Annotated in this window: 19 protein-coding genes and 1 tRNA gene; 7 read left to right on the plus strand and 13 right to left on the minus strand. The window is 53.2% G+C overall.

Annotated features, from left to right (window positions below):
* Positions 1–28: 28 nt before the first annotated feature.
* The 4 genes from VK738_15330 to VK738_15345 all read right to left on the minus strand — a co-directional run bounded on the left by VK738_15330 (position 29) and on the right by VK738_15345 (position 2,543).
* Positions 29–748 (minus strand): glycosyltransferase, encoded by a 720-nt coding sequence (locus VK738_15330; protein HTD24029.1) that lies wholly within the window; start codon positions 746–748, stop codon positions 29–31.
* Entirely contained in the window at positions 675–1,427 is a 753-nt protein-coding gene (locus tag VK738_15335; GenBank protein ID HTD24030.1) for a UDP-2,3-diacylglucosamine diphosphatase, read from the minus strand. Before VK738_15335 ends, VK738_15330 begins: the two co-directional genes overlap by 74 nt.
* A 43-nt stretch (positions 1,428–1,470) precedes the next feature.
* Complete coding sequence (locus VK738_15340; protein HTD24031.1) at positions 1,471–1,992, minus strand: NUDIX domain-containing protein; 522 nt, start codon at positions 1,990–1,992, stop codon at positions 1,471–1,473.
* Between the two features lie 311 nt (positions 1,993–2,303).
* On the minus strand, positions 2,304–2,543 hold the full coding sequence (locus VK738_15345; protein HTD24032.1) for a hypothetical protein: 240 nt from the start codon (positions 2,541–2,543) through the stop codon (positions 2,304–2,306).
* 307 nt (positions 2,544–2,850) lie between these two features.
* Between VK738_15345 and VK738_15350 the strand changes: the two genes are divergently transcribed.
* The gene (locus VK738_15350) at positions 2,851–4,065 is read left to right on the plus strand and encodes a DegT/DnrJ/EryC1/StrS family aminotransferase (GenBank protein HTD24033.1); all 1,215 of its coding nucleotides are present in this window, start codon (positions 2,851–2,853) and stop codon (positions 4,063–4,065) included.
* Positions 4,034–4,516: a GNAT family N-acetyltransferase gene (locus VK738_15355; protein HTD24034.1), complete on the plus strand. Its 483-nt coding sequence runs from the start codon at positions 4,034–4,036 to the stop codon at positions 4,514–4,516. Before VK738_15350 ends, VK738_15355 begins: the two co-directional genes overlap by 32 nt.
* Before the next feature lie 90 nt (positions 4,517–4,606).
* On the opposite strand, the gene VK738_15360 is transcribed toward VK738_15355, so the two are convergent.
* The 4 genes from VK738_15360 to VK738_15375 all read right to left on the minus strand — a co-directional run bounded on the left by VK738_15360 (position 4,607) and on the right by VK738_15375 (position 9,693).
* Positions 4,607–5,833, minus strand: a complete 1,227-nt coding sequence (locus VK738_15360) for a glycosyltransferase (GenBank protein ID HTD24035.1) — start codon at positions 5,831–5,833, stop codon at positions 4,607–4,609.
* Positions 5,834–5,904: 71 nt separating this feature from the next.
* The gene (locus VK738_15365) at positions 5,905–6,939 is read right to left on the minus strand and encodes a glycosyltransferase family 4 protein (GenBank protein ID HTD24036.1); all 1,035 of its coding nucleotides are present in this window, start codon (positions 6,937–6,939) and stop codon (positions 5,905–5,907) included.
* Positions 6,936–7,973, minus strand: a complete 1,038-nt coding sequence (locus tag VK738_15370) for a glycosyltransferase family 4 protein (GenBank protein ID HTD24037.1) — start codon at positions 7,971–7,973, stop codon at positions 6,936–6,938. The genes VK738_15365 and VK738_15370 overlap by 4 nt, the downstream gene beginning before the upstream one ends.
* A gap of 13 nt (positions 7,974–7,986) precedes the next feature.
* On the minus strand, positions 7,987–9,693 hold the full coding sequence (locus VK738_15375; protein ID HTD24038.1) for a class I SAM-dependent methyltransferase: 1,707 nt from the start codon (positions 9,691–9,693) through the stop codon (positions 7,987–7,989).
* A gap of 176 nt (positions 9,694–9,869) precedes the next feature.
* Here VK738_15375 and VK738_15380 point away from each other — a divergent pair.
* A tRNA-Leu gene (locus tag VK738_15380) sits at positions 9,870–9,956 on the plus strand.
* A gap of 45 nt (positions 9,957–10,001) precedes the next feature.
* On the opposite strand, the gene VK738_15385 is transcribed toward VK738_15380, so the two are convergent.
* Together VK738_15385 and VK738_15390 are read right to left on the minus strand one after the other, a co-directional pair.
* Positions 10,002–11,627, minus strand: coding sequence for an ATP-binding cassette domain-containing protein (locus VK738_15385; GenBank protein HTD24039.1), 1,626 nt, complete (start codon positions 11,625–11,627; stop codon positions 10,002–10,004).
* A gap of 318 nt (positions 11,628–11,945) precedes the next feature.
* Positions 11,946–12,275, minus strand: a complete 330-nt coding sequence (locus VK738_15390; GenBank protein ID HTD24040.1) for a hypothetical protein — start codon at positions 12,273–12,275, stop codon at positions 11,946–11,948.
* An 866-nt stretch (positions 12,276–13,141) separates the two neighbouring features.
* On the opposite strand from VK738_15390, the gene VK738_15395 reads away from it, so the two are divergent.
* Positions 13,142–16,096 (plus strand): Ig-like domain-containing protein, encoded by a 2,955-nt coding sequence (locus VK738_15395; GenBank protein ID HTD24041.1) that lies wholly within the window; start codon positions 13,142–13,144, stop codon positions 16,094–16,096.
* 90 nt (positions 16,097–16,186) lie between these two features.
* Here VK738_15395 and VK738_15400 read toward each other — a convergent pair whose 3' ends face one another.
* Complete coding sequence (locus VK738_15400) at positions 16,187–17,170, minus strand: NAD(P)-dependent oxidoreductase (protein HTD24042.1); 984 nt, start codon at positions 17,168–17,170, stop codon at positions 16,187–16,189.
* 41 nt (positions 17,171–17,211) lie between these two features.
* Here VK738_15400 and dinB point away from each other — a divergent pair, with 41 nt between their 5' ends.
* Positions 17,212–18,438 carry a DNA polymerase IV gene (gene dinB / locus VK738_15405; GenBank protein HTD24043.1) on the plus strand — a complete coding sequence of 409 codons (1,227 nt, stop codon included), beginning with the start codon at positions 17,212–17,214 and terminating at the stop codon, positions 18,436–18,438.
* A gap of 837 nt (positions 18,439–19,275) precedes the next feature.
* Here dinB and VK738_15410 read toward each other — a convergent pair.
* Together VK738_15410 and VK738_15415 are read right to left on the minus strand one after the other, a co-directional pair.
* Positions 19,276–19,671, minus strand: a complete 396-nt coding sequence (locus VK738_15410; GenBank protein HTD24044.1) for a hypothetical protein — start codon at positions 19,669–19,671, stop codon at positions 19,276–19,278.
* Between the two features lie 123 nt (positions 19,672–19,794).
* On the minus strand, positions 19,795–20,421 hold the full coding sequence (locus VK738_15415) for an NAD(P)H-dependent oxidoreductase (GenBank protein HTD24045.1): 627 nt from the start codon (positions 20,419–20,421) through the stop codon (positions 19,795–19,797).
* Between the two features lie 118 nt (positions 20,422–20,539).
* Here VK738_15415 and VK738_15420 point away from each other — a divergent pair, with 118 nt between their 5' ends.
* Together VK738_15420 and VK738_15425 are read left to right on the plus strand one after the other, a co-directional pair.
* Positions 20,540–21,520, plus strand: a complete 981-nt coding sequence (locus VK738_15420) for an AraC family transcriptional regulator (protein ID HTD24046.1) — start codon at positions 20,540–20,542, stop codon at positions 21,518–21,520.
* A 259-nt stretch (positions 21,521–21,779) separates the two neighbouring features.
* Positions 21,780–22,829 carry a hypothetical protein gene (locus VK738_15425; protein ID HTD24047.1) on the plus strand — a complete coding sequence of 350 codons (1,050 nt, stop codon included), beginning with the start codon at positions 21,780–21,782 and terminating at the stop codon, positions 22,827–22,829.
* The last annotated feature ends 19 nt before the right edge of the window (positions 22,830–22,848 follow it).

The following is a 22,848-nucleotide window of genomic DNA, read 5'->3' on the forward strand; positions in this document are numbered from 1 at the left end:
ACCTGCTTAATCCAATTTTATGCTTTTCTCAGGAGTGCCAGTAGTGATGGTCGCGTAGAAAATATTTGTCATTCCAGGTGTTGAGCGCGGTCCTGAAAAACATGCCCATGATCTTGATGTGCCCCATCTTCATGAAGCGGCGGTTGGTGGTGAGCGCTTTTCCACGAACAATGCCGAATTTTCTGCACGCTACTTTTTTGCTCAATAGATAGTCTTCGGCGTAGAGGGCCTGCTCGTGAAAACCTCCCAACTCTTCGAAACGTTTGCGGTCGAAGAGCATGAACATTCCCGTGCTGAACGGGTTCAGCAGGCGTGAGAACTGCTGCACAACGTTGTTGCCGAAATAGAGAGTCTTGTCCATGAAGCGGCCGTCGCGGCACCAGATGTTCGTGGTAACGCAATGCAGTTTTTTTCGTTTCACCAGCTCGAGGGTGCGGCGAACCAGCGTGGTATCGGCCAGTTCCATATCAGCGTCAAGAAACAGTACGTAAGGCGTAGTGGCCAGGCGGGCTCCGGCGTTGCGTCCGGCGGAAGGCAAGCCACCGGGGATTACGCGGACATCAATCCGGTCACGAAATCCGAGAGCCAGATCGGGCGTGCCATCGGTGGATTGCGCATCGGCGACATAAACCACGGTCTCGCGGATGCCGGGGCAATCCTGCTGCGCTATAGATTCAAGCAGCCGGGGAAGCAATGCGGATTCGTTCTTGGCTGGGATTACGATTGTCAATTCTTGACTGGTATTCATGGATTTGTACGCCCTCCTCGCCAATCGTGATGTAAGTAGGGCCGGAGCTGATCCAGCAACCGGCATTGTAGTAGCGGGTGCCATCCTGCTCCGCCTGTAAAGGTTGATGGGTATGCCCGCAAAAAACGCAGTCTACCCGATGATGTTTAGCATAGGCCAGCGCACCTGAGGCGACTTTGGGTGTGAGCCGCAACCATGCGCTGTTCATACGGTCGAGAAAGCGACTGAACGAAGCGGAGCGCGAATCCAGCCTTTGCAACATCAGATAAGCCCATGCGCCCAGCCTGCTCAGCAGAGCATTGTTGACAACAAAGCGGTCGAATTGATGTCCATGTACAGCCAGGTGGCGTTTTCCCTCGAACTCCCAAAAATATTGCTGATACACGCGCACGCCCACCAGGTGTGACATGAGATGCGAGAGTCCATGGTCGTGATTGCCTTCCACCCAAACCACTTCAATCTCTCGCTTGGGATTCGAAAGTTTGCGGATATAAGAAAGAAAGCGCCAGTGGTCTTTTTTAAGACGCGCAAAATTGAGATCGCAGAAGATATCTCCCAGAAGAATGAGCCGCCGGAAGGTGTGCTCTTGCAGCATTTCTACTGCATCGGCTGCCCGGCTGAGCCGCGAGCCCAGATGAAGGTCGGAAATAATGACGGTATCGAAAGAAGTTGCTCTCATCTGCCGCTTCTACCGCGCGCGAAAGCTGCACCGCCGCGCCGGTTCATGCGAATTCTCCTAAACTGCTGGTTCCGTTTCCGTTTGCCCGGCGCGCCCGTGCGGCCACGTTGCGCAACTTGCGCTGGATGGCATCGAGTGCGCGGTCAATCGCAGCATTGAATTCCTGGCCGTATTTCGCTTCGCGTCCTTCAGCGAGCATCGTGCGGGCATCCTGGGGTGAACACCAGGTAGGTTCACGGAACGGCTGCTGGGGCCTTTCCAGGGAGCTCACTTCCATCAAATAAGCGTGCACCTGGAACTCTTCCGGCACGCGGCAGAATTGCTTCTTGGAGCCAAGATAAGTGTGGAAGATCTTTTCTGCGACCTGGCCCAGTGCACCCGCCTCTTCCCAGGCTTCACGCTCGGCGGATTTTCGCGCTCCCAGTTGGGGATCAATGCAGCCCTTGGGAAAGGTCCAGCGGCCACGATTGGTTCGCACCAATAAAAACTCAATGTCAGAATCAATTTGCCGGTAACAAACGGCCGCCACTTGAAAGGCGGTTTCAGTCGGATAAGACGGCAACAAGCGCCGACTCCCATTTGGATTAGTTTGTTTCTGTGCCATGCATTTTAGTCGCAGTCGCCTTAGCCTTCCGAATTTGGTGAGAAAAGGTCAAACCGAAACATGCACCTGAATCAGTGCAGATTCAGAGCCAACAGGAGCACGCAACCGCCCACAAGTCCCAGTATGGCCATAATCCCACCTACGCCTAAATGATGGCCGAAATGGTGTTAGAAACAGGTAAATAAGGGATTAAAACTTGGTAAATATTGCACCAGAATCGGGGCAGCACCAGAACCAGGGCAGTTACGTAGCAGGACGGGTTACGTTGAAGATCAAGCCGCTTTGGGAATTTCCTGAACCGGGAATTTTTGAATGACTGACAGGTGAGCAGCGACTTTTTGAAGCTCTTGCAACTCTGGAAACTCTTCCATCACCAGACGAAGCGTCGGCGGAGGGGTAGGAATAGAGATAAAGTGATGCTGATTGAAGACACGATCCACCAGCTCTTCGAGTCGCTGGATGATGTTTGCAGAGTGCCAACTACGAAGTTGTTCGCCTGCTTGGGTCGGCATTTTAAGGGTCTCCAATACTGCTTGTGATTCTGTGGTGCAATTGGATGACCATTTTGGTGCAGTATTTTCAATAACCTAGCAGGCTGGAGCCTCTAGTGAGGACATGAATTCTATTTGTGGGGAGAAGTTTTTACACTACCTAACAATTCTGCATCGCCGATTGCCCGACCGCACCTTCCCCCAAGCAAGAAGAGAGGTGCTGGCTTATAATCTTTTAATCTTCCCTGGGTGTTTTCAAAATTGATAGTATCAGAGCCACAGATCCTGAGGTACTGGAGTGAGGTTCGGATGTTGAGGTGTCGATATTATGGACAGACTAATTATTCAACAGACTGAAAAATCCGGAGAGCAGGTGCGTAGCGCCACGGCCGCAAAGATGGCCAGGAGCAAGACGAAAATCCCGGTTGCAGCCGTGGATGTAAGCGGCAATGAACTGAAATATGCCTCAGAGGCGATATCGAGTTCATGGATATCGTCTACCGGACCGTATATTACCCGCTTTGAGCAGGAGTTTGCGGATGCATGCGGCACGCGGACCGCAGTAGCGGTGGTGAATGGAACGATTGCGCTGCACCTTGCTTTACTGACCTTGGGCGTTCGCGAAGGAGATGAGGTGCTGGTTCCTTCCCTGACCTACGTTGCGACGGCCAACGCGGTGAGATATGTTGGCGCGACACCGGTATTCGTTGACGTAGATCCCAACACATGGTGTATTGATCCAAATCTGTTGGAACCAGCAATTACTAACCGGACCAAGGGAATAATACCCGTTCATCTCTATGGTCATCCCGCCGACATGGACGCCATCAATCATATTGCGGCCATACATGGTCTTTGGGTCCTGGAGGATGCTGCGGAAGCCCATTTTGCCTCCTACAAATCCCGCACAGTTGGCAGCCTGGCACGCATGGCGACATTTTCTTTTTACGGCAACAAGCTTATTACCTGTGGAGAAGGGGGCGCGATCACCCTCAATGATCCAGCCCTGGAGCTGCGCATGCGCAGCTTGCGTGGACAAGGGATGGACCCGCAGCGGCGATATTACTTTCCGATCACTGGTTATAATTTCCGCATAACGAATGTAGCGGCAGCCATATTGTGCGGACAGATGGAGCGTCGCGAAAGCATTGTCGCCCGCCGTTTGCACATTTTTCAAAGATACCGGCAGCTGCTGGCGGGTATTCCTGGCATCTGTTTTCAGCCCGTGGCTGATTGGGCGAACCCGGCGCCGTGGCTGTTCTGCATTACCGTGAACGAAATCGAATATGGACGTTCCCGTGACGAGCTGGCAGCCTTGCTTATGACGGAAAAAATTGATACGCGGCCTTTCTTCTTCCCCTTGCACAAACTTCCACCATTCCACAAGGAGTCATGCCAGCGGGGTGACTACCTGCCTGTGACGGAGAGACTTGGCGCGAGCGGGATAAATTTGCCGACCTATAATGAACTGGGTGACAGTGATCTGGAGCGCATTGCTGAGGTCATTCGCAATGGCCGAAGAGGGGGAGTCACTGGACCTTAATTCCCTGGAATTTCGCAGATTGTCGCCTGATTTGGAAAATAGCCTTGCGAAATTTTTTGATGTGCTCCGGACGACCGGAGACACCGAGCATTTTCATCCGCATCCCTTCACGGCAGAAGAGGCGAAGATACGATGTTCATATCAGGGAGAGGATCTCTATTATGTCGCGGTCGCAGAGGGCGCGGTACAAGCCTATGGGATGTTACGCGGCTGGGATGAAGGCTATGAAGTGCCAAGTCTCGGGATTGCGGTACATCCTCGGGCGCGTGGGATGAAGATAGGGAGCGCCATGATGCATTTCCTCCATAACGCCGCTCGACAACACGGAGCCAAGCGCGTCCGGTTGAAGGTTTACAAAGAGAACGTGGTTGCATATCGCATGTATGAAAAACTTGGTTACCGTTTTGAAGAGCAACTAGGAGAACAGTTGGTGGGTTTTATCGAGATCTAGATCATAAGCACAGGCGCAATGTAAGAACGGAGCAGGCCAAAGATTACGATTGCAATCCCAAATTTCGCTGAAACAGCCCCAAAACTGCGCTTACGAAAGACTGAACATATCTGCAATCAGTTCGGCACAGCGATGTAATACCGACATATCAGCTTCTGTTCCCATCCAGCTCAAGGTTTGACTTACCCGATCGGAGAGCTGCAGCAAAGGGGCCTGCCGCTGAATCTCAGGAAAAAAATCAAGCATCTGTTCTACATAGTTCTGGACTGAGTATTGCGCCGCCAATTTCGCTGCACGGCCGCCGATCTGACTACGCAGCGACTCATTAGAAACCAGTTCTGTAAGTTTTCGTATAAATGCGTCTGTGTCGCCGGCGGGGATCTTGACAATGACATCATCGGGAAATTCGGAATAACAACCGGTGTCATAGGCCATAATGGGCTTACCGAAAGGTAACTGCTGCATCAGGGAAGCGGACGCTCCTTCCATCGCAGGCAATCTCAGAGTGATGAAAAGATCGGCCCGGGCAAGATATTCGTGCAGCACGGCGTCAGGCTGGTATCCCATAAGTTTCACCGTTTCCTGAAGCCCGCACTGGGAAATCTTGTTCTTGAGGCCGCGGACGTATTCGTCTCCTTCGTTGTAAGAGCCAATGATCACATATTCCACTGACTGCGCCAGCCGGGGGTGACTGGCGAGAGCATCAATTACGATTTCAGAATGTTTATTCCGGTTCACCACGCCTACTGTCAGCAGGAGCAACTTGTTCTTCGATTGATTTCCCGGAAGTGAGCTGGCGAGTTCGATGTTCCTGTCGTAACAGGGCAAGAATAAGGCTTTGACTGGGCCAATCCATCGTTGTCGAATCAATTCGGCGTGCCCCGGCGAGTGAACAACGATTCCGGAAGCATTTGCTATTGCGCGTTCGTACAGCGGGAAACGGGTCACCTCATTTGTTCCCAAAGCGGGAGCACTGGGATCAAGGCTTTTTGCAAACTCTTGTCCTTCGACGCCGTAGAACAGCGACATTTCGCTGATGTATTTTTCGGGGTCCTTCATTTTCGATAAATACAGGCTGGCATAAAAATGGTGGAGCACGCGATCGTGCAGAATAATCAGACCGCTGTGTTGCTGCAAGACTGTGTGGAGCGAATCATGGTAAGGCAAATAATCGCCCATGTTGTAGACAACAAGGTCATATCGCTGTAGTTTTTCGTGAAGATGCTGCTCGGGCTCATAATGTACTGTCCGTATCTGAGCAGGCAGCAAGTCCGTGTTCTCGCTGATCCAAAGGTCGAGTTCACAGTGTGAAGCCAAAACGTTGCAGACATTCTGGCTAAACTCCGCGATGGCACTTTTTGTTGAATAGGGCGTAAACCAGGCAATTCTCATGACGTAAGGCTTTCAATAACCTGTTCCCAGGAAATTCTCATCGAGCATAGCTTTTCCCGTCCCGCAGCTCCCATTCGAAATGCCAGAGTGCGATCGGCAAACAGGCGGTCCATGACAGCAGCTAATTCACATGGTTGGGGAGGCACAACATATCCATTGAGGCCGTCTTCTACAATCTCTAATGTTCCCCCAGAATCAGAAAAGGTGATGATCGGTTTGGAAGAATGGAAACTCTCAAGGCTTACATAACCGTAATCTTCGTCATAAGGTAAATAAGTTGTTGCAAGTGCGTTTGTGAACCATTGCGCCTTCTCCTCCTGGGAAATCCTGCCCAGGATAGACACTCTATCCTCGACGCCGGCGTCGCTGATGGCGTTATGAAGCAACTTCATTTCCTCGGCATTATCCGGGGCCCCGGCAATGACGAGCCGCACCTTGGTGCGTGTATAGCGCAGCGCTTCTACCGCCATACACTGACGTTTGCTGCGCGATATTCTGCTGGGATAAAAAATGTAGTCTCCGAATTCGCCGGCCTGAAACAGATGAGAGTCCATAAGGGGCGGATACAGGACTTCACTCTCCAATCCGTTAAATTTTCTTAGCCGGCCGGAAACAGTTTTGGAAATGGTATAAATCTTGCGAGCGCGACCGAGCGTCTCCGTATCGGTTTTTGCGATTACTCTCTGCAGGGATACTCCATCAGGGCTCTCGGGAATCGACTGGTAGGGAGTGTCCCAGAGGTCGTAGGCCTGCCGGAACTGATGCAGAAGCCAGAGCACTTTGTTTTCGTGCGGGATGTAGTAGGCAGGAAATTTCAGCGCAATTACGCGGTCCACATTGATCAAACGCATGCACTTGGCGGCCAGCATATGGTCCAGAATGGCACTGGTCGGATACCATTTGAACGGCATTTTCAGTACCTCGGCAGAATAGCCGAACTCTATGAGCTTATTGCGGAGTGAATCCGCAAGAAATTCAGCGCCGCCGTATATAAACGGTACCTGGGTTGTAACGATCGCGATTTTTGTCACTGGGTGAAACTCTTCACAACGTGATCCCACGAGATGTTCAATTGCCGAATCTTCTCCGGGCCGGTGCGCCCCATCCGTGCCGCTTGGGTGGGATCAAGCCTTAGACGATCAAATGCCTCGGCCAATGCTTTCGGTTCCGGTGGAACAACAAATCCATTCACTCCGTCTTCGACGATCTCCAGGGTGCCGCCCGAATCTGAACAAGTAATGACCGGCTTCTCAGAATGAAAGCTTTCTAAACTGACGTACCCATACGAGTCTTCCTGAAATGGTATGTACACGCAACCCAAACATTTTGAGAAAAGATCGGCTTTCTCATCTTCCGAGATCCATCGCCCGAGGAGTTGCACGCGTTCACTTAATTGATTTTCTTGGATCGTTCTTTCTACAAATTCCAGTTGTTCAGGGGCATCAGGATTGCCGGCAACCACAAGGCGCACGTCAGATTTGACGTATTTCATTGCTTCAATAGCCAGATCCTGGCGTTTATGTTTTGTGATTCTGCTTGGATAGAAAATATAGTCAGTGGAGTTACCGGGATGAAAACGGCGCCAATCCAGGAGCGGCGGATACAAAACCTCTGAATCCAAGTCGTTATGGTCTTTCAGCCGCTGGGAAACGATTTTGGAATTGGTAAAGATTTTCTTGGCTTCCCGCAACGAAATGTTATCGGCATCTATAAACGCTTGCCTTGTCCGAAGACCTTCCTCGGTGTTAGGAATGTCCTGGTATGCGGTTCCCCAAAGATCATAAGCGCCGCGATGATGGTGAATAAACCATGCAATCTTATTGGGATGGCGGAGCAGATAACTCGGCGTCCGGATTGTAATCAGCAGGTCCGATTCTTCCGAGAGATCAAACAACCTGACGGCAAGCATCTGGTCCAGCATATCGTTCCAGCGGGAGACAAACGGAATCCTCACAATATCAACCGTGTGGCCGCGTTCAGCAAGCACGCTGACAAGATCGGTCGCTATCATCCTTCCGCCGCCTTCAATGAAAGGAACGATCGTAGTAGCAATTAATATTTTCAAAATTGCAGCCCCGTTACTCGCCTTGCTTTAATGCGATTGCAATTCCATTACCCAGCTCCCGAAAATCCCAACACACGAAGCGTGGATCTGACATGACTTCCTGCGCCCATATTTTATAGAGGAACTCCGATCCAGGATAGGAGATGTCATCCAGCAATACAAATCCACCGACCGCGAGATGCGGCAACACATCGCGCAGGTCCTGCCTTCCTCCTTCAGCGGTATGATCACCATCAACAGTGATTAGATCGAACGCATCGGGATTCTCACAAAAATATCTTGGAACCGTCTCGTGACTGTTACCGCTGATCAGCGTCACCGGGCCTCGATGCCGTACCTTCTTGAGTTGCTGCCGGACCAGCTTCGGGCCTGGATTGGAGAGGCCGGCGTAACCTTCCACCCACATGTCGAACCCCACCAACTCGGCCTCAGGGCAGAGCGCGCCGACCATGCACATACTGCGGCCATGAAATACTCCGATTTCCAGGTAGCGTTTCGGTCGAAGCAGAGTTGCCAGTGCGACCAGGGCCGTCGTGAGATCTGCGTAACGCCAGCCGTCTCCATAACGGGTCTGCCCCGTTTGGTAATACTTCAAAAGATACTGCATCACCGCATCTTGATCGAGTTTCTTCAGAATGCTGATGACCTGCTTGCGGCTTTCAGGTCCCAATGCGTACTGCCCTACGGTGCTGGGTCCTAAGATCGTGGGCCGAAGCCAGTTACCTTTTTCCTGGAACTCCCGGTCGAGGCAGGCGACCGACGATGATGGGCCGAGGAAGCGATGGTCCTCTTTGGTTACTTGCCCATGAATTCCGAGGACATTTCCCACAGTGTCTATAGTGGTGCCCACAGCGTCCATTGCAGAACGGCTTCTGGCCAGCTCCTTTTCCATCTCGAAAACAAGTTTTTGCAATTGCTCCTGCACTCGCCCAGCTTCCAGCAGTTGTTTCTGCAACCCCTCTTGTTTTTGTCCGGCTTCCAGGAACTGTTTTTGCAGCCGTTCCAGCTTGCCTTCTTTCTCCAAGTTCATGTCCACAACAAGCTTTTGCAATTGCTCCTGTCCGCGCCCGGCTTCCTGTAGTTGTTTCTGCAACCCCTCTTGTTTTTGCCCGGCTTCCAGGAACCGTTTTTGCAGCTGTTCCAGCTTGGCTTCTTTATCCAAGTTCAATTGCTCGTGTACGCGCCCAGCTTCCTGTAGCTGTTTCCGCAATCCTTCTTGTTTTTGTCCGGCCTCCAGGAATTGTTTTTGCAGCCGTTCCAGCTTGGCTTCTTTCTCCAAGTTCAGGTCCACGACAAGCTTTTGTAATTGTTCCTGTCTTCGTTCCAAGGCTTGAGATTGCGCTCTCACTTGAGCGACTTGCTGCTCGATGGAATGCAACGATTGCTTTAATGAGATAAGAGCATCTTTAATAAAACTGAAGATTCTGGCAGCCGAGGCGTTGAATGTAAGTTGACGCAGGAAAAACGGTAAAAGTAATCGGCGTAAGACGCGCTTCGTAAGAACGAAGAGTGGTCCAATGATAGGGCGGCGGCTTGTGAGCGGAACGTTATATATATCGTAGCTGCCGTGCAGAGCCACCAGGTCGTCAATGGGAAAATAATTCCGGACGGCGGTCTGAGCCTCTACCTGTGTCGGCGTGGTTGCCCGGTTGGCAGGCATCTTCATGTTTGACTGCATGCGTTTGAGCAACTTTTCGCGCTCGGAAAGTTCTTGGTTCATGTTGTTATTAAATGTAAGTTTATCAATTGTAAGACATCTCGATTCCCATTGCGGTGCAGGCAAATCGATTTAGCGCAGGTTTATATGGGCCCACAGTGACGCTATAGAAGAGTCGCTAAATTGCAAAAGTCCGGACCGTCAATTAAACTTAATTTTTTGCGATTTACAACGACGACGCCGGGATGGCGGAACTGGCAGACGCAGCGGACTCAAAATCCGCCGGCCTTCGGGCCATGGGGGTTCAAGTCCCTTTCCCGGCACCAAATTTTCGTATGTTTCAGCTCCATGCTCAGTGGGAGTGATCGAGATTACGCGTGGACGGTCTGATACTCCTCGTAGGCGCCCTTGAAGTCCTCGATCTTGCGGTCCTCAAAGTGCCAGATCCTGCTGGCGACCTCGTCAATCACATCATGGTCGTGGGTCACTAAAAGTATTGTTCCCTGATAGCGCTGCAGCGCGATATTAAGAGCATTGATGGATTCCAAATCCAGGTGGTTAGTAGGCTCATCCAGCACCAGGACGTTAGGCTTTTGCAGCATCAGCTTGCAAAAGATGAGCCGCGCGGCCTCGCCGCCGGAGAGATTATCGGTGCGCTTGTTGCCCTCATCACGCGCGAACAGCATTTGACCAAGCAGTCCGCGAATTTCCTCGTTCGAGGCTGACGGGTCCCATTGATAGAGCCAATCGAACACAGACATGTTCTTTTCAATGAGGGTTTTGTGGTCTTGGGCAAAATATCCGACTAGCGCCTCGTGTCCCCAGATTACCTTTCCACCATCAATGAATGCGCCTTCGTAGCCGCTGGTTGTTCGCAACTCGGTTTGCGGGACCGTACCCGAGTTTGCCAGAAGAGCATTCAACAGGGTCGTCTTGCCGGTGCCGTTGCGGCCCATCAACGCGATTTTTTCTCCACGAATCACGCTCGCAGTAAAACCAGTGATGACCTGGTTGTCTCCGTAGGACTTGGTCACTCCCTCCAGCTCCAGAATATGTTTACCGGAAGGCCGCTTGGGCTCGAATTTCAGAAATGGCCGTTGGATATTCGACCTGGCCAGCTCGGTCACCTGCAGGCGCTCGACCTCTTTACGCCGCGACTGCACCTGGCTGGAGCGCGTGCCCGCCGAGAAGCGCGCGATGAATTCATTTAGTTGCGCGATCTTCTTTTCGCGCTGCGCATTCTGCGACTCGATTTGCGAGCGGATCTGGGTCTTGGCCATCACCATATCGTCATAGCCGCCGGTATAGGTGATGATGGTCTCGTAATCAATGTCGGCAATGTGCGTGCAAACACTGTTGAGAAAGTGGCGGTCATGTGAGATCACGATGAGCACGCCGTCATAATTATTCAGGAAGCTCTGCAACCAGTGGATCGAATCCAGATCGAGGTGGTTTGTGGGTTCGTCGAGCAACAGGGCTTGCGGATGTCCGAACAGCGCCTGCGCCAGTAGCACGCGGACTTTTTGTCCGCCTTGCAGTTCACCCATATTGCTTGCGTGCAGCTCGTCGGGAATATCCAGACCTTGCAGCAGGATCGCGGCGTCGCTTTCGGCGGAGTAGCCATCCTCTTCACCCACGATGCCTTCCAACTCTCCCAGCCGCATGCCGTCTTCATCGGTCATTTCGGCCTTGGCGTAGATCTTCTCGCGCTCTTCGAGCGCGGCCCACAGACGCTTGTTGCCCATAACGACCGCGTCAATCACGCGAAAGGTGTCAAATGCGAATTGGTCCTGGCTCAAGGTGCCGAACTTCTTGGGGCGAACGACAGAGCCCTTTTGCGGCTCCAACTCGCCGGTCAGGATCTTCATGAACGTGGATTTGCCGGCGCCGTTAGGGCCAGTGAGGCCATAACGCTTGCCCGGCGTGAACGCCGTGCTGACCTCTTCGAACAGAACTTTAGCGCCGTAGCGCATAGAAACATTACTGACTGAAATCATGTTTTTTATAGGGAACTGCGGGAAAAATTCCGACCAGGCGGGAACGCAGCTATCGTATTTAGAATATCATGTGCGAGGTCTCGAAGGCACCCGATTCAGCGCTGTTCTTCGGCCAAGCGGACTACTCTCCTCGTGGAATCAGCCCAACTTTGATCGTGGTTTTTTCATTGGCCTGAAGGCTGATTTGGGCGGCTTTGGAAGCATACTCACTCAGGACTTCGGGACCACGGCGAAGTGGCCGCATGTCGCCGAGAAAAGATAACTTTAACATGCCGCCGGGAGAGCGGTTGACCGCTCTCCCGTGCCTTGGCACATTTGTTAAAAGGGTCCGGTGATGGTAACAGCACTTATGTAAGGGCAGCGATCACCTTGAGTATTTGTCGTCGGATTGCCAAACACAAGCTTGTTCGTCCCGGCTGGTAAGGCGATGGAGCCAATCTTCCATTCCACCGGGATCTTAAAGCTCTGGCCAGTAATCAAAAAGGGAGAGCCTGATGCCTGCGGACCACTTTCGCTGCCAAGCCAGACATAAAGGACGCGCGGATATTCGGTTTCCAAAGCGGCCGAGAGGTCATAAGTGCCAGCGACGGGAACGGTGAAGGTGAGTACCGCATAATTTGAGGAGCCAAAACCGATCTGGTCAATCATGTAGCCGCCTGGGACCAGTGAGTTTCTCTCAAAATGCGCCAGGCCGAACAGCTTCCAGTGAGTTGGGACGCCGTTACAGGTGCCGGCACAATAAGTAACTGAGCTTCCGGATGGCGCCGGAGCCGGACTGCTCGTTGCGTCAGAGGTTTGGGCATGCAGGACGCAGGGGAGCGTCATTGCTGCCAGCAGTAGGAGAGACTTACAAAAAGTAGACCACGAAAAAGACATAAGCGGGAATTCCTCCAGTTGACGAATTTGATTCAAAACGTCTCGGACGTTGAAACGGTGCCTCGGACTTTTAAATAACGCTCGGATATTGCAACAACGTCTCGGATTTTGAAACGCCTGAATCGGCGGCCAATTTAATGGGGTGGGAAAGGCCTGGCAAGTGAATTCACAGTTAAAGTCGCCGACGTGTACATCTCATCTGCAAGCAGAAGATTTTGCAGTAATTTAGATTGAGTAGCTCTTTACGTAAAGAGGCAGGAAGGCATTGGGCCGGTCTGGTTGATACGCCAGAGATCTGCCCAATTCTCGATGGTATCCACTTTCGGGTGTTTAAATTCCCAGTTGTTATGGCCTATGCAAGGCTCATTCTTGTAGTCCTGGCAAGCCTCCTCCGGGTGATTGCCTGACTGGCTGCTATCCTTAGATACAGAGCTACTCGGTTGAGAGCATATATGAGAGCATATAGCGGTCGATTTCTCAGTCAATGATCAAAAAGCATAGACAAACGTTTGTCTTATATATAGACTCTTGTTCTATTGCGAGGTTTGGGAGGGGCCCACAAAGTAACAAAGAGCAAGATGCAAATGCATCTGCCCTGCCCCTGAAAGTTGCCGAAACCACTCTTAGCTGAGGGCGACATGCGGTATTCAAAGTCGTTGCTGTTGCTATTTCTGATGCTAAACACATCGATCCTTGCAACCGCGCAAGGAGGTCCAAGGCAACTGCGGGTTGCGCCCTCCGACCAGCTCATCGCACCTTCCGCGACGCAGCAGTATGCTGCGCTGCTTGCTTTCTTCAAGGGCATGGGCAAGCCCGGCGGCGAACGCGTGGTCACGAACGCTGTCACTTGGTCTTCTTCGAACCCGAGTGTGGCCACGATCGGTCTGCACACGGGATTAGTAACGGGCGGCAGCACACCAGGGACAACCACCACCATCACCGCTGTAAGTGGTGTTCTGCGTGTTTCGGTGCAGTTAACGGTGAGCAATGCGACGCTGAATTCCATTACCGTCACGCCTGCCAACCCCTCGGTTCCACTGGGTAGGTTGGTCCAGTTTACCGCCACCGGGAATTACAGTGACGGCACGCATCACAACCTCACAGATGCGGTCACCTGGAGCTCGGGGATAAAAACGACAGCTACCATCAACAGCCTGGGACTTGCTGGCACCAAAGCCCAGGGCAGCACATTGATCAGCGCAACCTTGGGCAGCACCACCGGAACAAGCACGCTGAACGTAACCGCTTCGGTGCTGGACTCGATTCAAGTCACGCCGGCCAACGGCACGGTAATCTTTCCAGCAACCCAGCAATTCACGGCTATGGGGTTTTTTTCTGACAACCACACGCAGGACCTGACCACCAGCGTCACCTGGAGCTCGAGCAATGCAGGTGTGGCAACGATCGGCGCCAACACCGGGCTGGCTACCGCCGCCGGGCCAGGAACCACGACGATCTCAGCCACCTACAACGCGGTCACAGGCTCCACTTCGTACACAGTGATCACTCTCATCTCCATTGCCATTACACCTTCCAATCCGAACGTTGTTTTCGGCTCCAAACTGCAGCTCACCGCTACAGGGACATATAGCGACGGCAGCACGCCTGACATCACGGCTACGGCGGCCTGGAGTTCCACCAGTCCGGGCGTCGCAACCGTCAATGCAACCGGCTTAGTAACAAGTGTGCACGAGGGGACAACTACGATCCATGCGACCCAGAGTGGTGTGACTGGCTCTACGCAGCTCTCTATCGTCGGCTCTGCGGTTTCCATTGTTCTAACCACGGACGATCAGTCGCTCAGGATGCAGGCGCAGCCAGGCACTACATTCACCACGGCAAGCGGCGGCAACAACGTGGTTTATGTAGACGAGGCCGAAGCCTATCAGCCCATCGAAGGTTTCGGGGCTACATTTACCGACTCAACAGCTTATCTTCTCAACGAGGTTGCATCGCCTAAGTCCTCGTTGAACATGGTCATGAGCGATCTGTTCACGCGAAGCGGCAATGGCATTGGCCTGAGCTTCATGCGGACTCCCATGGGAGCATCCGATATTGCGCGTTCGATCTATTCCTACGACGACAATAACGGCCAGGCCGATATCACGCTGGCGAATTTTTCCATTGCCCGTGATCAGACCGATATCATTCCTATCATTCTGCAGGCACGCCAGCTCAATCCGCAGATGAAACTGATGGCGAGTCCCTGGAGCCCGCCCGGGTGGATGAAGACCTCCGGTTCGATGATCGGAGGCGGTCTCCTTTCCAGCATGTACTCCCCCTTTGCCAACTATTTTGTGAATTATCTAAACGCCTATCAGGCTGCAGGCATTAACGTGGATTACATCTCCTTACAGAACGAACCGCTGAATTTGCCTTCCAACTATCCAGGAGTGTGCATGCCGCCTTCTCCTGGAGCAAGTTGCGCCGGTCAATCCTGGCAAACCGACCAAAGCACAGCGCTTCGCGATTACGTCCTGCCTGCCCTAACCGCGAACCAACTGACAACCAAAGTGCTGGTCTATGACCACAATTGGGACCAACCAGGTTATCCGCGGTCCGTACTCTCCGATCCCACCATTCAAGCGTCGCCTCAAGTCGCAGGAACGGCCTGGCATGGCTACGGCGGCACGCCTGGAGTGATGAGCACAATTCAGAATTATTTTCCGACGAAAGGAACGTACGAGACGGAGCACTCCGGGGGCACCTGGATCCCGGACCAGGTAAAGGCCGACTTTGAAGAAATCACGCAAGCGATGCGCAACTGGGCACGATCTTACGTGAAATGGAGCCTCGCGCTTGACCAGAACATGGGACCGCATACCGGCGGCTGCGGAACTTGCACTCCAATTGTGACCGTGAACAGTTCGACCGGGGCGGTCAGCTACGACATCGAGTACTACACAACGGGCCACTTCAGTAAGTACGTCTTACCCGGAGCAACCCGCATATATTCCAGCAATGCCTCAGGAATCGTGAGTGCGGCGTTCCTGAACCCGGGCGGATCCAAAGCGCTCGTGGCTTTCAACGATTCGGGTTCGACACAAAGCTTCCAAGTGCAGTGGGGAAGCCAGTCCTTCCCTTACACTTTGCCTTCCCTTGCAGGCGCGACTTTTACCTGGATGGGCAACCAGTCGGGCAGTTACACCGTGAGTGCGACCTCGAAAATTCAGGCTTCGAGCTTCAACAGCACCGCGGGCAACGATGTTATTGGGGACAACACAACTTTCGGCTTGCAGACTGAAAGCACTTCTGACACCAACGGCGGCTATGACGTTGGCTTTTCGAGTGATGGCGATTACGCAGTGTACAAGAATGTTGATTTCGGAGCGGGTGTCAGCCAAGTCAGTGCTCGCCTGGCTTGTGGTAGCACTGGCCATTGTGGAGGGACGCTGGAATTTCATCTCGACAGTGCTTCCGGCACAACCATTGCATCGGTAACAATTCCAGCAACGTCGGGATGGCAGACCTGGACGACAGTCTCGGCGCCTGCAAGCTCCGCAACCGGTGTTCATGATTTGTATGTGGTATTCAAGGGCCCGGCGAGTGGAACCTCAGCTCTGGGTAATCTGAATTGGTTTCAGTTCAACTGAACTTTCTGCTGCGTGACTATCGCTGATTTACAGTGATCTGATCATGGCTTCCAATGTTTAGGCTGACCGTTTGATTCGTCATACCGTCATCTATTCCACTGGATACGGTCCGTCAGAGAATAGCTCGGCATGGTATCCCTTCGATCCAACCAACCGGGCGAGAGGACTTCTCGGATCATCGTCCGCTCGCAGGCGGCTGATGATGTAGTTGAAGTCATATCGCGGCAGCCAACCAAGTTCGTTTCGAGCACGCTGGTTGACATACACGCGTTCGATGCCGGGGAACATGTTCCAGCGCCGCCGCTCATATTCGGCTTCATAGTCCGGCACACGCGCGCGCACCACTCGGGGCGCGTCAACTTGTAGATCCGCGAGATCGTCGGGGCGGAAAGGCGTAGTTGCGCTAATAATGTATTTACGAAAACCGATCGAGGGTGCGTGTTCTGCGGCCAACAGATGCGCGCTCACAACATCTTCGATGTCCACACGCCTGTAGAGATATTCATTCGCCTTTACGTTTGCGTCTGAGTAGGCTTCCCGCACTCCTCTATTGTCATCTTCCTCGGGGAAGAATCGGGAGGTCCTGAGCACGATGCAGGCAAGGCGCTGGTTGCGATGGAACAACTGGCAGAGGTCCTCGGCTGCCGCTTTGGTCACACCATAGATGTTCTTGGGAACAGGCGTGGCCTCTTCCGTGATCCACGCTGCGGGAGCTCCCCGAGGCGGCACGAGGGCGTCACCCAACAGGCTGGTTGTGCTGGTGTAGATGAAGGACTCGACGCCTGCTGTGACGGCCTCTTCCAGCAGATTGAGCGTGCCGCCGATGTTGGTGTCCACAAAGTCCTGCCGGCGGTGGGTAGCGATGTGAGGCTTGTGCAGGGTGGCGGGATGGAAGACCGTCTGAACGCCACTCATGCAACGCCTCACACAGAAACGATCTGTGATTGAGCCGACGTGAGTGGTAAATGGCGATGCAATGATGTCGAGTCCGACCACCTCGTGTTGCAAATCCAGCAAGGTTCGAACCAGGGCCTCGCCAAGGTGGCCGGAACTTCCTGTAACCAAAACTCTCATGCTCGCGTCATTTCCTTTTCACTCTCTGAATCAGGCCGGCCATGCAGTCAATTCTTGCGCCGTTGGCAGATCACAGCATACAACGATGTCACATCACGCCGGCCCTTTTCGGATTGTGGCTCATGGCATGGCTCAGCTACGTTCGCACGAGCCTGGAAAACAGGAATAATATTGTTGCCAGCATGACCATCCGCAAAATCGTCCATATTGATATGGACGCATTTTATGCTTCCGTCGAACAGCGCGATGATCCGCAACTGCGCGGCAAACCTGTAATTGTCGCCTGGCGGGCCAGCCGTTCCGTGGTTTGTGCGGCATCGTATGAAGCCAGAAGTTTCGGAGTACGCTCGGCCATGCCGGCGATTCGTGCGGAACGATTGTGCCCTGATGCCATCTTCGTGGCCCCGGATTTCACACGCTATCGGGCGGTTTCGCATATGGTGCGCGAGATCTTCAAGCGGCACACCGATTTGGTGGAGCCGCTCTCGCTTGACGAGGCCTATCTCGACGTTACTGAGAACAAGACTGGCTTGCCGACCGCAACCCGGGTTGCCTGCGCAATTCGTGAGCAAATCCGCCAGGAATTGAACCTGACAGCCTCTGCCGGCGTTGCCCCCAATAAATTTCTGGCAAAGATCGCCTCTGACTGGCGCAAGCCAGATGGGCTCTTCGTCATCCAGCCTGGCGAGGTAGATACATTTCTGTCTCCGCTGCCGGTTGGACGTCTGCCGGGTGTCGGCAAAGTGACGGGAGAGAGGCTTGAGAAACTTGGAATACTGACGGTGAAGGATTTGCGAGGTCTGGATTTGCCGGTGATCGAACGCCACTTCGGCCGCTATGGCCGGCGGCTCTACGAGTTGGCTCGAGGTCTCGACAATAGCGAAGTTGTCCCAGACCGGCCTACAAAATCCATGTCGGCCGAGGATACGTTTGAGCACGACGTGCACTTGGCAGAAACCGAGCCTATGATCCGCCGTCTTGCGGAAAAACTTTGGTCCGCTTCACGCAAGGAATCGCGTATAGCGCGTACCGTAGTCCTGAAACTAAAGACAAGCGAGTTCCAGATTCTCACCCGTAGCCATACGCCCGGCTCCCCGCCCTCTTCGTGCGAAGAATTGACCAACATCGCCTTGTCGCTGCGAGAGCGAGTGGAGCTGGGCCCGCAGCAACGCTTTCGCCTCGTCGGTGTTGGCCTAAGCAACTTTCACGATCCCAACGAAAAGAAAGAAAACGAAGAAAAGCCCCCGCAGCCAGCCCTGTTCGAGTGACTGCAACCGCAAAAACTTTCGCCGCGGATGAACGCGGATCAACGCAGATTTTCAGAGGATTTAGGGCCTCCCCACCCCACTTGCTAGCAAGTGGTTGGAGTGCTCCAAAACGCGTCTGACCCCCGTCGTTATTGGCGAAAATCGAACCGGGGTGGGGGACTAGCTGGGCAGTCAAAAGCAGTTTCAGGTTTCGAGTTTCGAAAACAACCGCAAAAACCTTCGCCGCGGATGAACGTGGGATCAACACTGGTTTTTAGAGTTGGATTGTGACTCCCACCCACCCCACTTGCTAGCAGGTGATTTTGAGCCCCAAAAACGCGTCTGACCCGCGTCGTTATTGGCGAAAATCGAGCCGGAGTGGGGGACTAGCTGCTAGTCAGTCCTCGGTTGTCAGTCCTCAGTCCCCAGGTCCCAGAATCCCGCTTCACAAATGAATTTTCAAAGACCGCAAAGGGCCGAAGCCCTGCATTCTTGAATGCCGGACGTAAACACACATCTGGCACAATGATGGCCTGTAGTTTCCAAGGAATCAAGATTTTGATATCAGATTGGTGCCAGTTCGTGCTTGAAAGTTATTCTGCGGAATCCGCCTGGTTTGGGCAAACCTGCAGCAGACGCACGGCCTTCACTTCAGACTTGTTCACACAAGTCAGAATCATGCTCCTGGAACACTCACCGCATAGCCAGAAGTGTTCCAGCCGCTTGCCGCCTGTTTGCGCAGACAAAACGAACCGATAAACCTTGCCATCTCGCAAGTAGCGGAGTTCCCGCCTGCAGTCCGGATTAGCGCATCGGCTGAATTGGCAATCAAAGTTTCATTAAGGCACAACGTTCGCTTTATGTCGGCAAAGCGTTGACCGTAAAAATAGCGCGAAAGTAACCGCGGTAAGCGTAAATAAGAAAGATCTCTAATACGGAAAACACCAAGCCTGGCGCAATTCCTTGACCGCCTTGTATAAAAATATGAAAGGCTAAAATGTTTACGAGAATCGGTCCAAGCAAAACCAGGCCCAATGGCGCGGTCCGGCCGATTAACACCAGTAGCCCACCCAATAGTTGCACGACACCCACGAGTAGCATCCAATGGCTTGGAACCATGACGGCTACAAATTGTGCAGCCAATGAGCCCGCCGGTAGTGGTGGAGCAGTGATGAAGGGATGGAGGATATTAAATCCAAAAATGATGAAACCCACGCCTAGAAGGACTCGACTGATCAAAATGGCAATTTTCATGTAATCTCCTTTTAATGTGATTAGCTTTTGGTTTCAAGAATCCTAATTGTCTCTTTACTTACTAATGTGTGTACGAACTGGGCCGGCTGACGAACGAAAAGTGTTCATAACGTGATTCCTCTCTTAAAGAGCGGCTACCTGGTTTTGATCAGTGACGATTCGGCCGATGCGCTCTGCGGCGGCTGTGAAAAAGACGGTGGCCTCCTCGCGACCTTGGTTCTCGGCATGAATAAACGTAACGTCCGTAAGTCCGATAAAACCCAGAATGTGGCGCAGATAGGGTTCCTGAAAATCGAAAGCTTCCGCCGCGGTGCCTTTTTCATAGGCACCCCCGCGAGAAGTGATGACGACGACTTTCTTTTTTTGTAGAAGGCCCTGCCGGCCCTTTGGCCCGTAGGCAACCGTCTTCCCGACCCGCACAATCTGATCGATCCACGCCTTGAGCAAAGAAGAGATCGAGAAATTGTACATCGGTGCGCCAATAACGACCGTGTCGGCCGCTTTGAGTTCTTCGATTAACTCATTTGAGGTCGAAAGATACGACCGCTGCACCGGCGTCAGCTTCGAATCTTCGAGTTGGGTCGCGCCCCAGTGATCGGTGATCAGTGGAAGCGCTGTTACGGAAAGGTCTCGCTGGATGACTTCTCCACCCGGATGGTTCTTTCTCCATTCTTCGGTGAATTTGGCAGTCAGTCGCCGGGTCACGGAACCGGTCTGCCGCGCACTGGAATCAATTTGAAGCAATTTCATCTGAACCTCCTCGTCCAGGGAATTCATCTAAACTTGTGCAATAGATGTCCGTGCAACTGGACTCGAACTGTCATTTCGTCCATCTAATTTGTTCAAGAGTCCAGATGGGAGGTGTAGATTGGACCCGATTACCGATCTCGTTCAAACCATGCAAATCGTGGGCGTGGTTCATGCCCGGCTGGAAGCCACTGCGCCCTGGGGACTGAAGAGAGAGGCCGAGGTCGCAGAGGGAACCGCAAATGACAAACATTCGGGTGACTCCGCAAGTTCGCCCTTCCACTTCGCTCACTTCGGAATGCTTTCCCGCGGCAACTGCTGGCTCAGCGTCGAGGGCATTCCCGATCCGATACCACTCGCCGGAGGGGATTGCTTCTTGCTTGCGCCCGGAAGCGCATACACGCTGCGGGACAATCCACGCACTCGCCCGCGCAGCTTTTGTGAAGTGGCACCGAAAAATGGCAGCCAGGTGATTGAGTACGGTGGTGGAGGAGCCCCGACCACCATCATTTCGGGATGGTTCAGATTCTGTACGATGTGTGTGAAGCCCCTGACGAGCTTGCTTCCTCCGCTCATACTGGTCAAGGCCGATCAAGCGCAGAGCCTGGCGCTGCACACGACCTTGAGCATGCTTGCCTCGGAGATGGCGGAGCCAGCGCCAGGGTCGGGACTGGTCGTTAACCGGTTGGCCGAGCTGTTGTTCATACACTCCATCCGCGCCTACATCGAATCGCAGTTAGAGAGCCGCAAGAGCGGCTTGCTGCGGGCGATTTTCGATCGGCAAATTGGTGTTGCTCTTAAATCCATGCACGAGAAAGTGGAGCATCCCTGGACAGTCGAATCGCTGGCCGCGGCGTGCGGTATGTCGCGTTCCGCTTTTGCGGTTCGCTTTAAAGAGCTGGTTGGGGAAACACCGCTGGAATATTTGACAAGTTGGAGAATGCAGAAGGCAACAGGATTGCTGCAGAAAGGTGATAAGAAGCTGTTCGAAGTGGCAAAATCCGTTGGCTACGATTCCGACGCCGCCTTCAGCAAAGCGTTCAAGCGAGTATTCGGCGTCGCACCCAGGGAGTATCGGCGAAATGCCACCGGGGCATCTTGAACTTCAGTTAAGGATACCAGCAGGCTGTCACTGGCAACGGAGGAACCCGATTTCAAATTCTGTATCTGGAGAATTGTTTGAAGCCCGGCGTTTCTCCTGCGTCCTCTGCGGTTAGGTTTTGTCTCTCCTGATCCTTTAGAAAATCTAAACTTAACGTATAGCCAATTTGCGTGAAGCAAAGCGGGTGTTCGCTATATAGTGGTGGGCTGCTCTCACAGGCAAGGGCAAGCTGATCCTCACAATTCAACCAGGGATTTCCATGAAATTTTCCGCATTCGTATTGTTGATTGCACTGTCTGTAACAATCCAACCTGTCGCCAAGGCGCAAGACCCACAAACCGCTCCCACCGCTCCAGCCGCGGCGCCTTCACCCACGCCAACACCTCAGCCTAGACCTACCCCCGCACCCTCGGCAGAAGTCCTGCCGGGCAAGGGGTTGGCGCAGCATCCTTTTCTATATTGCGGTGAGTGGGATACGCGCAAGCCCGAGCAGACCATGTTCATCATCAGAGATGGCAAGGTGGTCTGGACATACTCGATTCCGAACGAAGAAGAGCTGGATGATTGCACCCAGCTCTCCAACGGCAACATCGTTTTCGCCCGCAAGGGCAAGGGCGCAAGCGAGATCACGCCTGACAAGAAAATCGTTTGGAATTACGAGGCGCCTCCGCATACCGAAGTCCACTCCGCCCAGCCCATCGGGAAAGATCGCGTGCTGATTATGCAAAACGGAAATCCCGCAAAGCTCATGCTGATCGAAAAGAAGACGGGAAAAGTAGTGAAAGAGCTGGAGCTGCCCACCCGGCAGCCCGATAAAGTCCACGGCCAGTTCCGCCACATTCGCATGACCAGGAAGGGCACGTTCCTGGTGGCTCACCTTGATCTAGGCAAGGTAGTTGAGTACGACCAGAACGGAAAAGAAATCTGGTCGGCGCCGGCGCCCTCGGCGTGGGCTGCGGTTCGTCTGAAGAACGGCAATACGCTGATCAGCGGAAACCAGCATGGCTATGTGCGCGAGGTGAACCCCAAGGGCGAGACCGTATGGGAGATCAATAAGGACGATCTCCCCGGCTATCCGCTGTATACGGTGCAAGAAGTTGAACGGTTGGCCAATGGCAACACCTTGATCAATAACTGGAGTGGCGGCCTGAAGAAAACCGACTGGCCAGTGGTGGTGCAGTTGATCGAAGTGACGCCGGATAAAAAAGTAGTCTGGGCGCTCCGCGATTGGGATACCCTCGGACCGGCTTCCTCCACCCAGTTGCTCGATGAGCCCGGCGTGCCCGAGAAGGGTGACCAGCAGCGCTGAGTGATTGGGCCATTGCATC

This window comes from Terriglobales bacterium, assembly GCA_035487355.1.
Classification (GTDB): Bacteria; Acidobacteriota; Terriglobia; order Terriglobales; family Acidobacteriaceae; genus QIAW01.

What these genes read in the sequence shown, in the direction of transcription:
- VK738_15330 (HTD24029.1), bottom strand. Translation starts at nt 748, where the DNA reads ATGAATACCAGTCAAGAATTGACAATCGTAATCCCAGCCAAGAACGAA.
- VK738_15335 (HTD24030.1), bottom strand. Translation starts at nt 1,427, where the DNA reads ATGAGAGCAACTTCTTTCGATACCGTCATTATTTCCGACCTTCATCTG.
- VK738_15345 (HTD24032.1), bottom strand. Translation starts at nt 2,543, where the DNA reads ATGCCGACCCAAGCAGGCGAACAACTTCGTAGTTGGCACTCTGCAAAC.
- VK738_15350 (HTD24033.1), top strand. Translation starts at nt 2,851, where the DNA reads ATGGACAGACTAATTATTCAACAGACTGAAAAATCCGGAGAGCAGGTG.
- VK738_15355 (HTD24034.1), top strand. Translation starts at nt 4,034, where the DNA reads ATGGCCGAAGAGGGGGAGTCACTGGACCTTAATTCCCTGGAATTTCGC.
- VK738_15375 (HTD24038.1), bottom strand. Translation starts at nt 9,693, where the DNA reads ATGAACCAAGAACTTTCCGAGCGCGAAAAGTTGCTCAAACGCATGCAG.
- VK738_15385 (HTD24039.1), bottom strand. Translation starts at nt 11,627, where the DNA reads ATGATTTCAGTCAGTAATGTTTCTATGCGCTACGGCGCTAAAGTTCTG.
- VK738_15390 (HTD24040.1), bottom strand. Translation starts at nt 12,275, where the DNA reads ATGATTGACCAGATCGGTTTTGGCTCCTCAAATTATGCGGTACTCACC.
- VK738_15395 (HTD24041.1), top strand. Translation starts at nt 13,142, where the DNA reads ATGCGGTATTCAAAGTCGTTGCTGTTGCTATTTCTGATGCTAAACACA.
- VK738_15400 (HTD24042.1), bottom strand. Translation starts at nt 17,170, where the DNA reads ATGAGAGTTTTGGTTACAGGAAGTTCCGGCCACCTTGGCGAGGCCCTG.
- dinB (HTD24043.1), top strand. Translation starts at nt 17,212, where the DNA reads ATGCAGTCAATTCTTGCGCCGTTGGCAGATCACAGCATACAACGATGT.
- VK738_15410 (HTD24044.1), bottom strand. Translation starts at nt 19,671, where the DNA reads ATGAAAATTGCCATTTTGATCAGTCGAGTCCTTCTAGGCGTGGGTTTC.
- VK738_15415 (HTD24045.1), bottom strand. Translation starts at nt 20,421, where the DNA reads ATGAAATTGCTTCAAATTGATTCCAGTGCGCGGCAGACCGGTTCCGTG.
- VK738_15425 (HTD24047.1), top strand. Translation starts at nt 21,780, where the DNA reads ATGAAATTTTCCGCATTCGTATTGTTGATTGCACTGTCTGTAACAATC.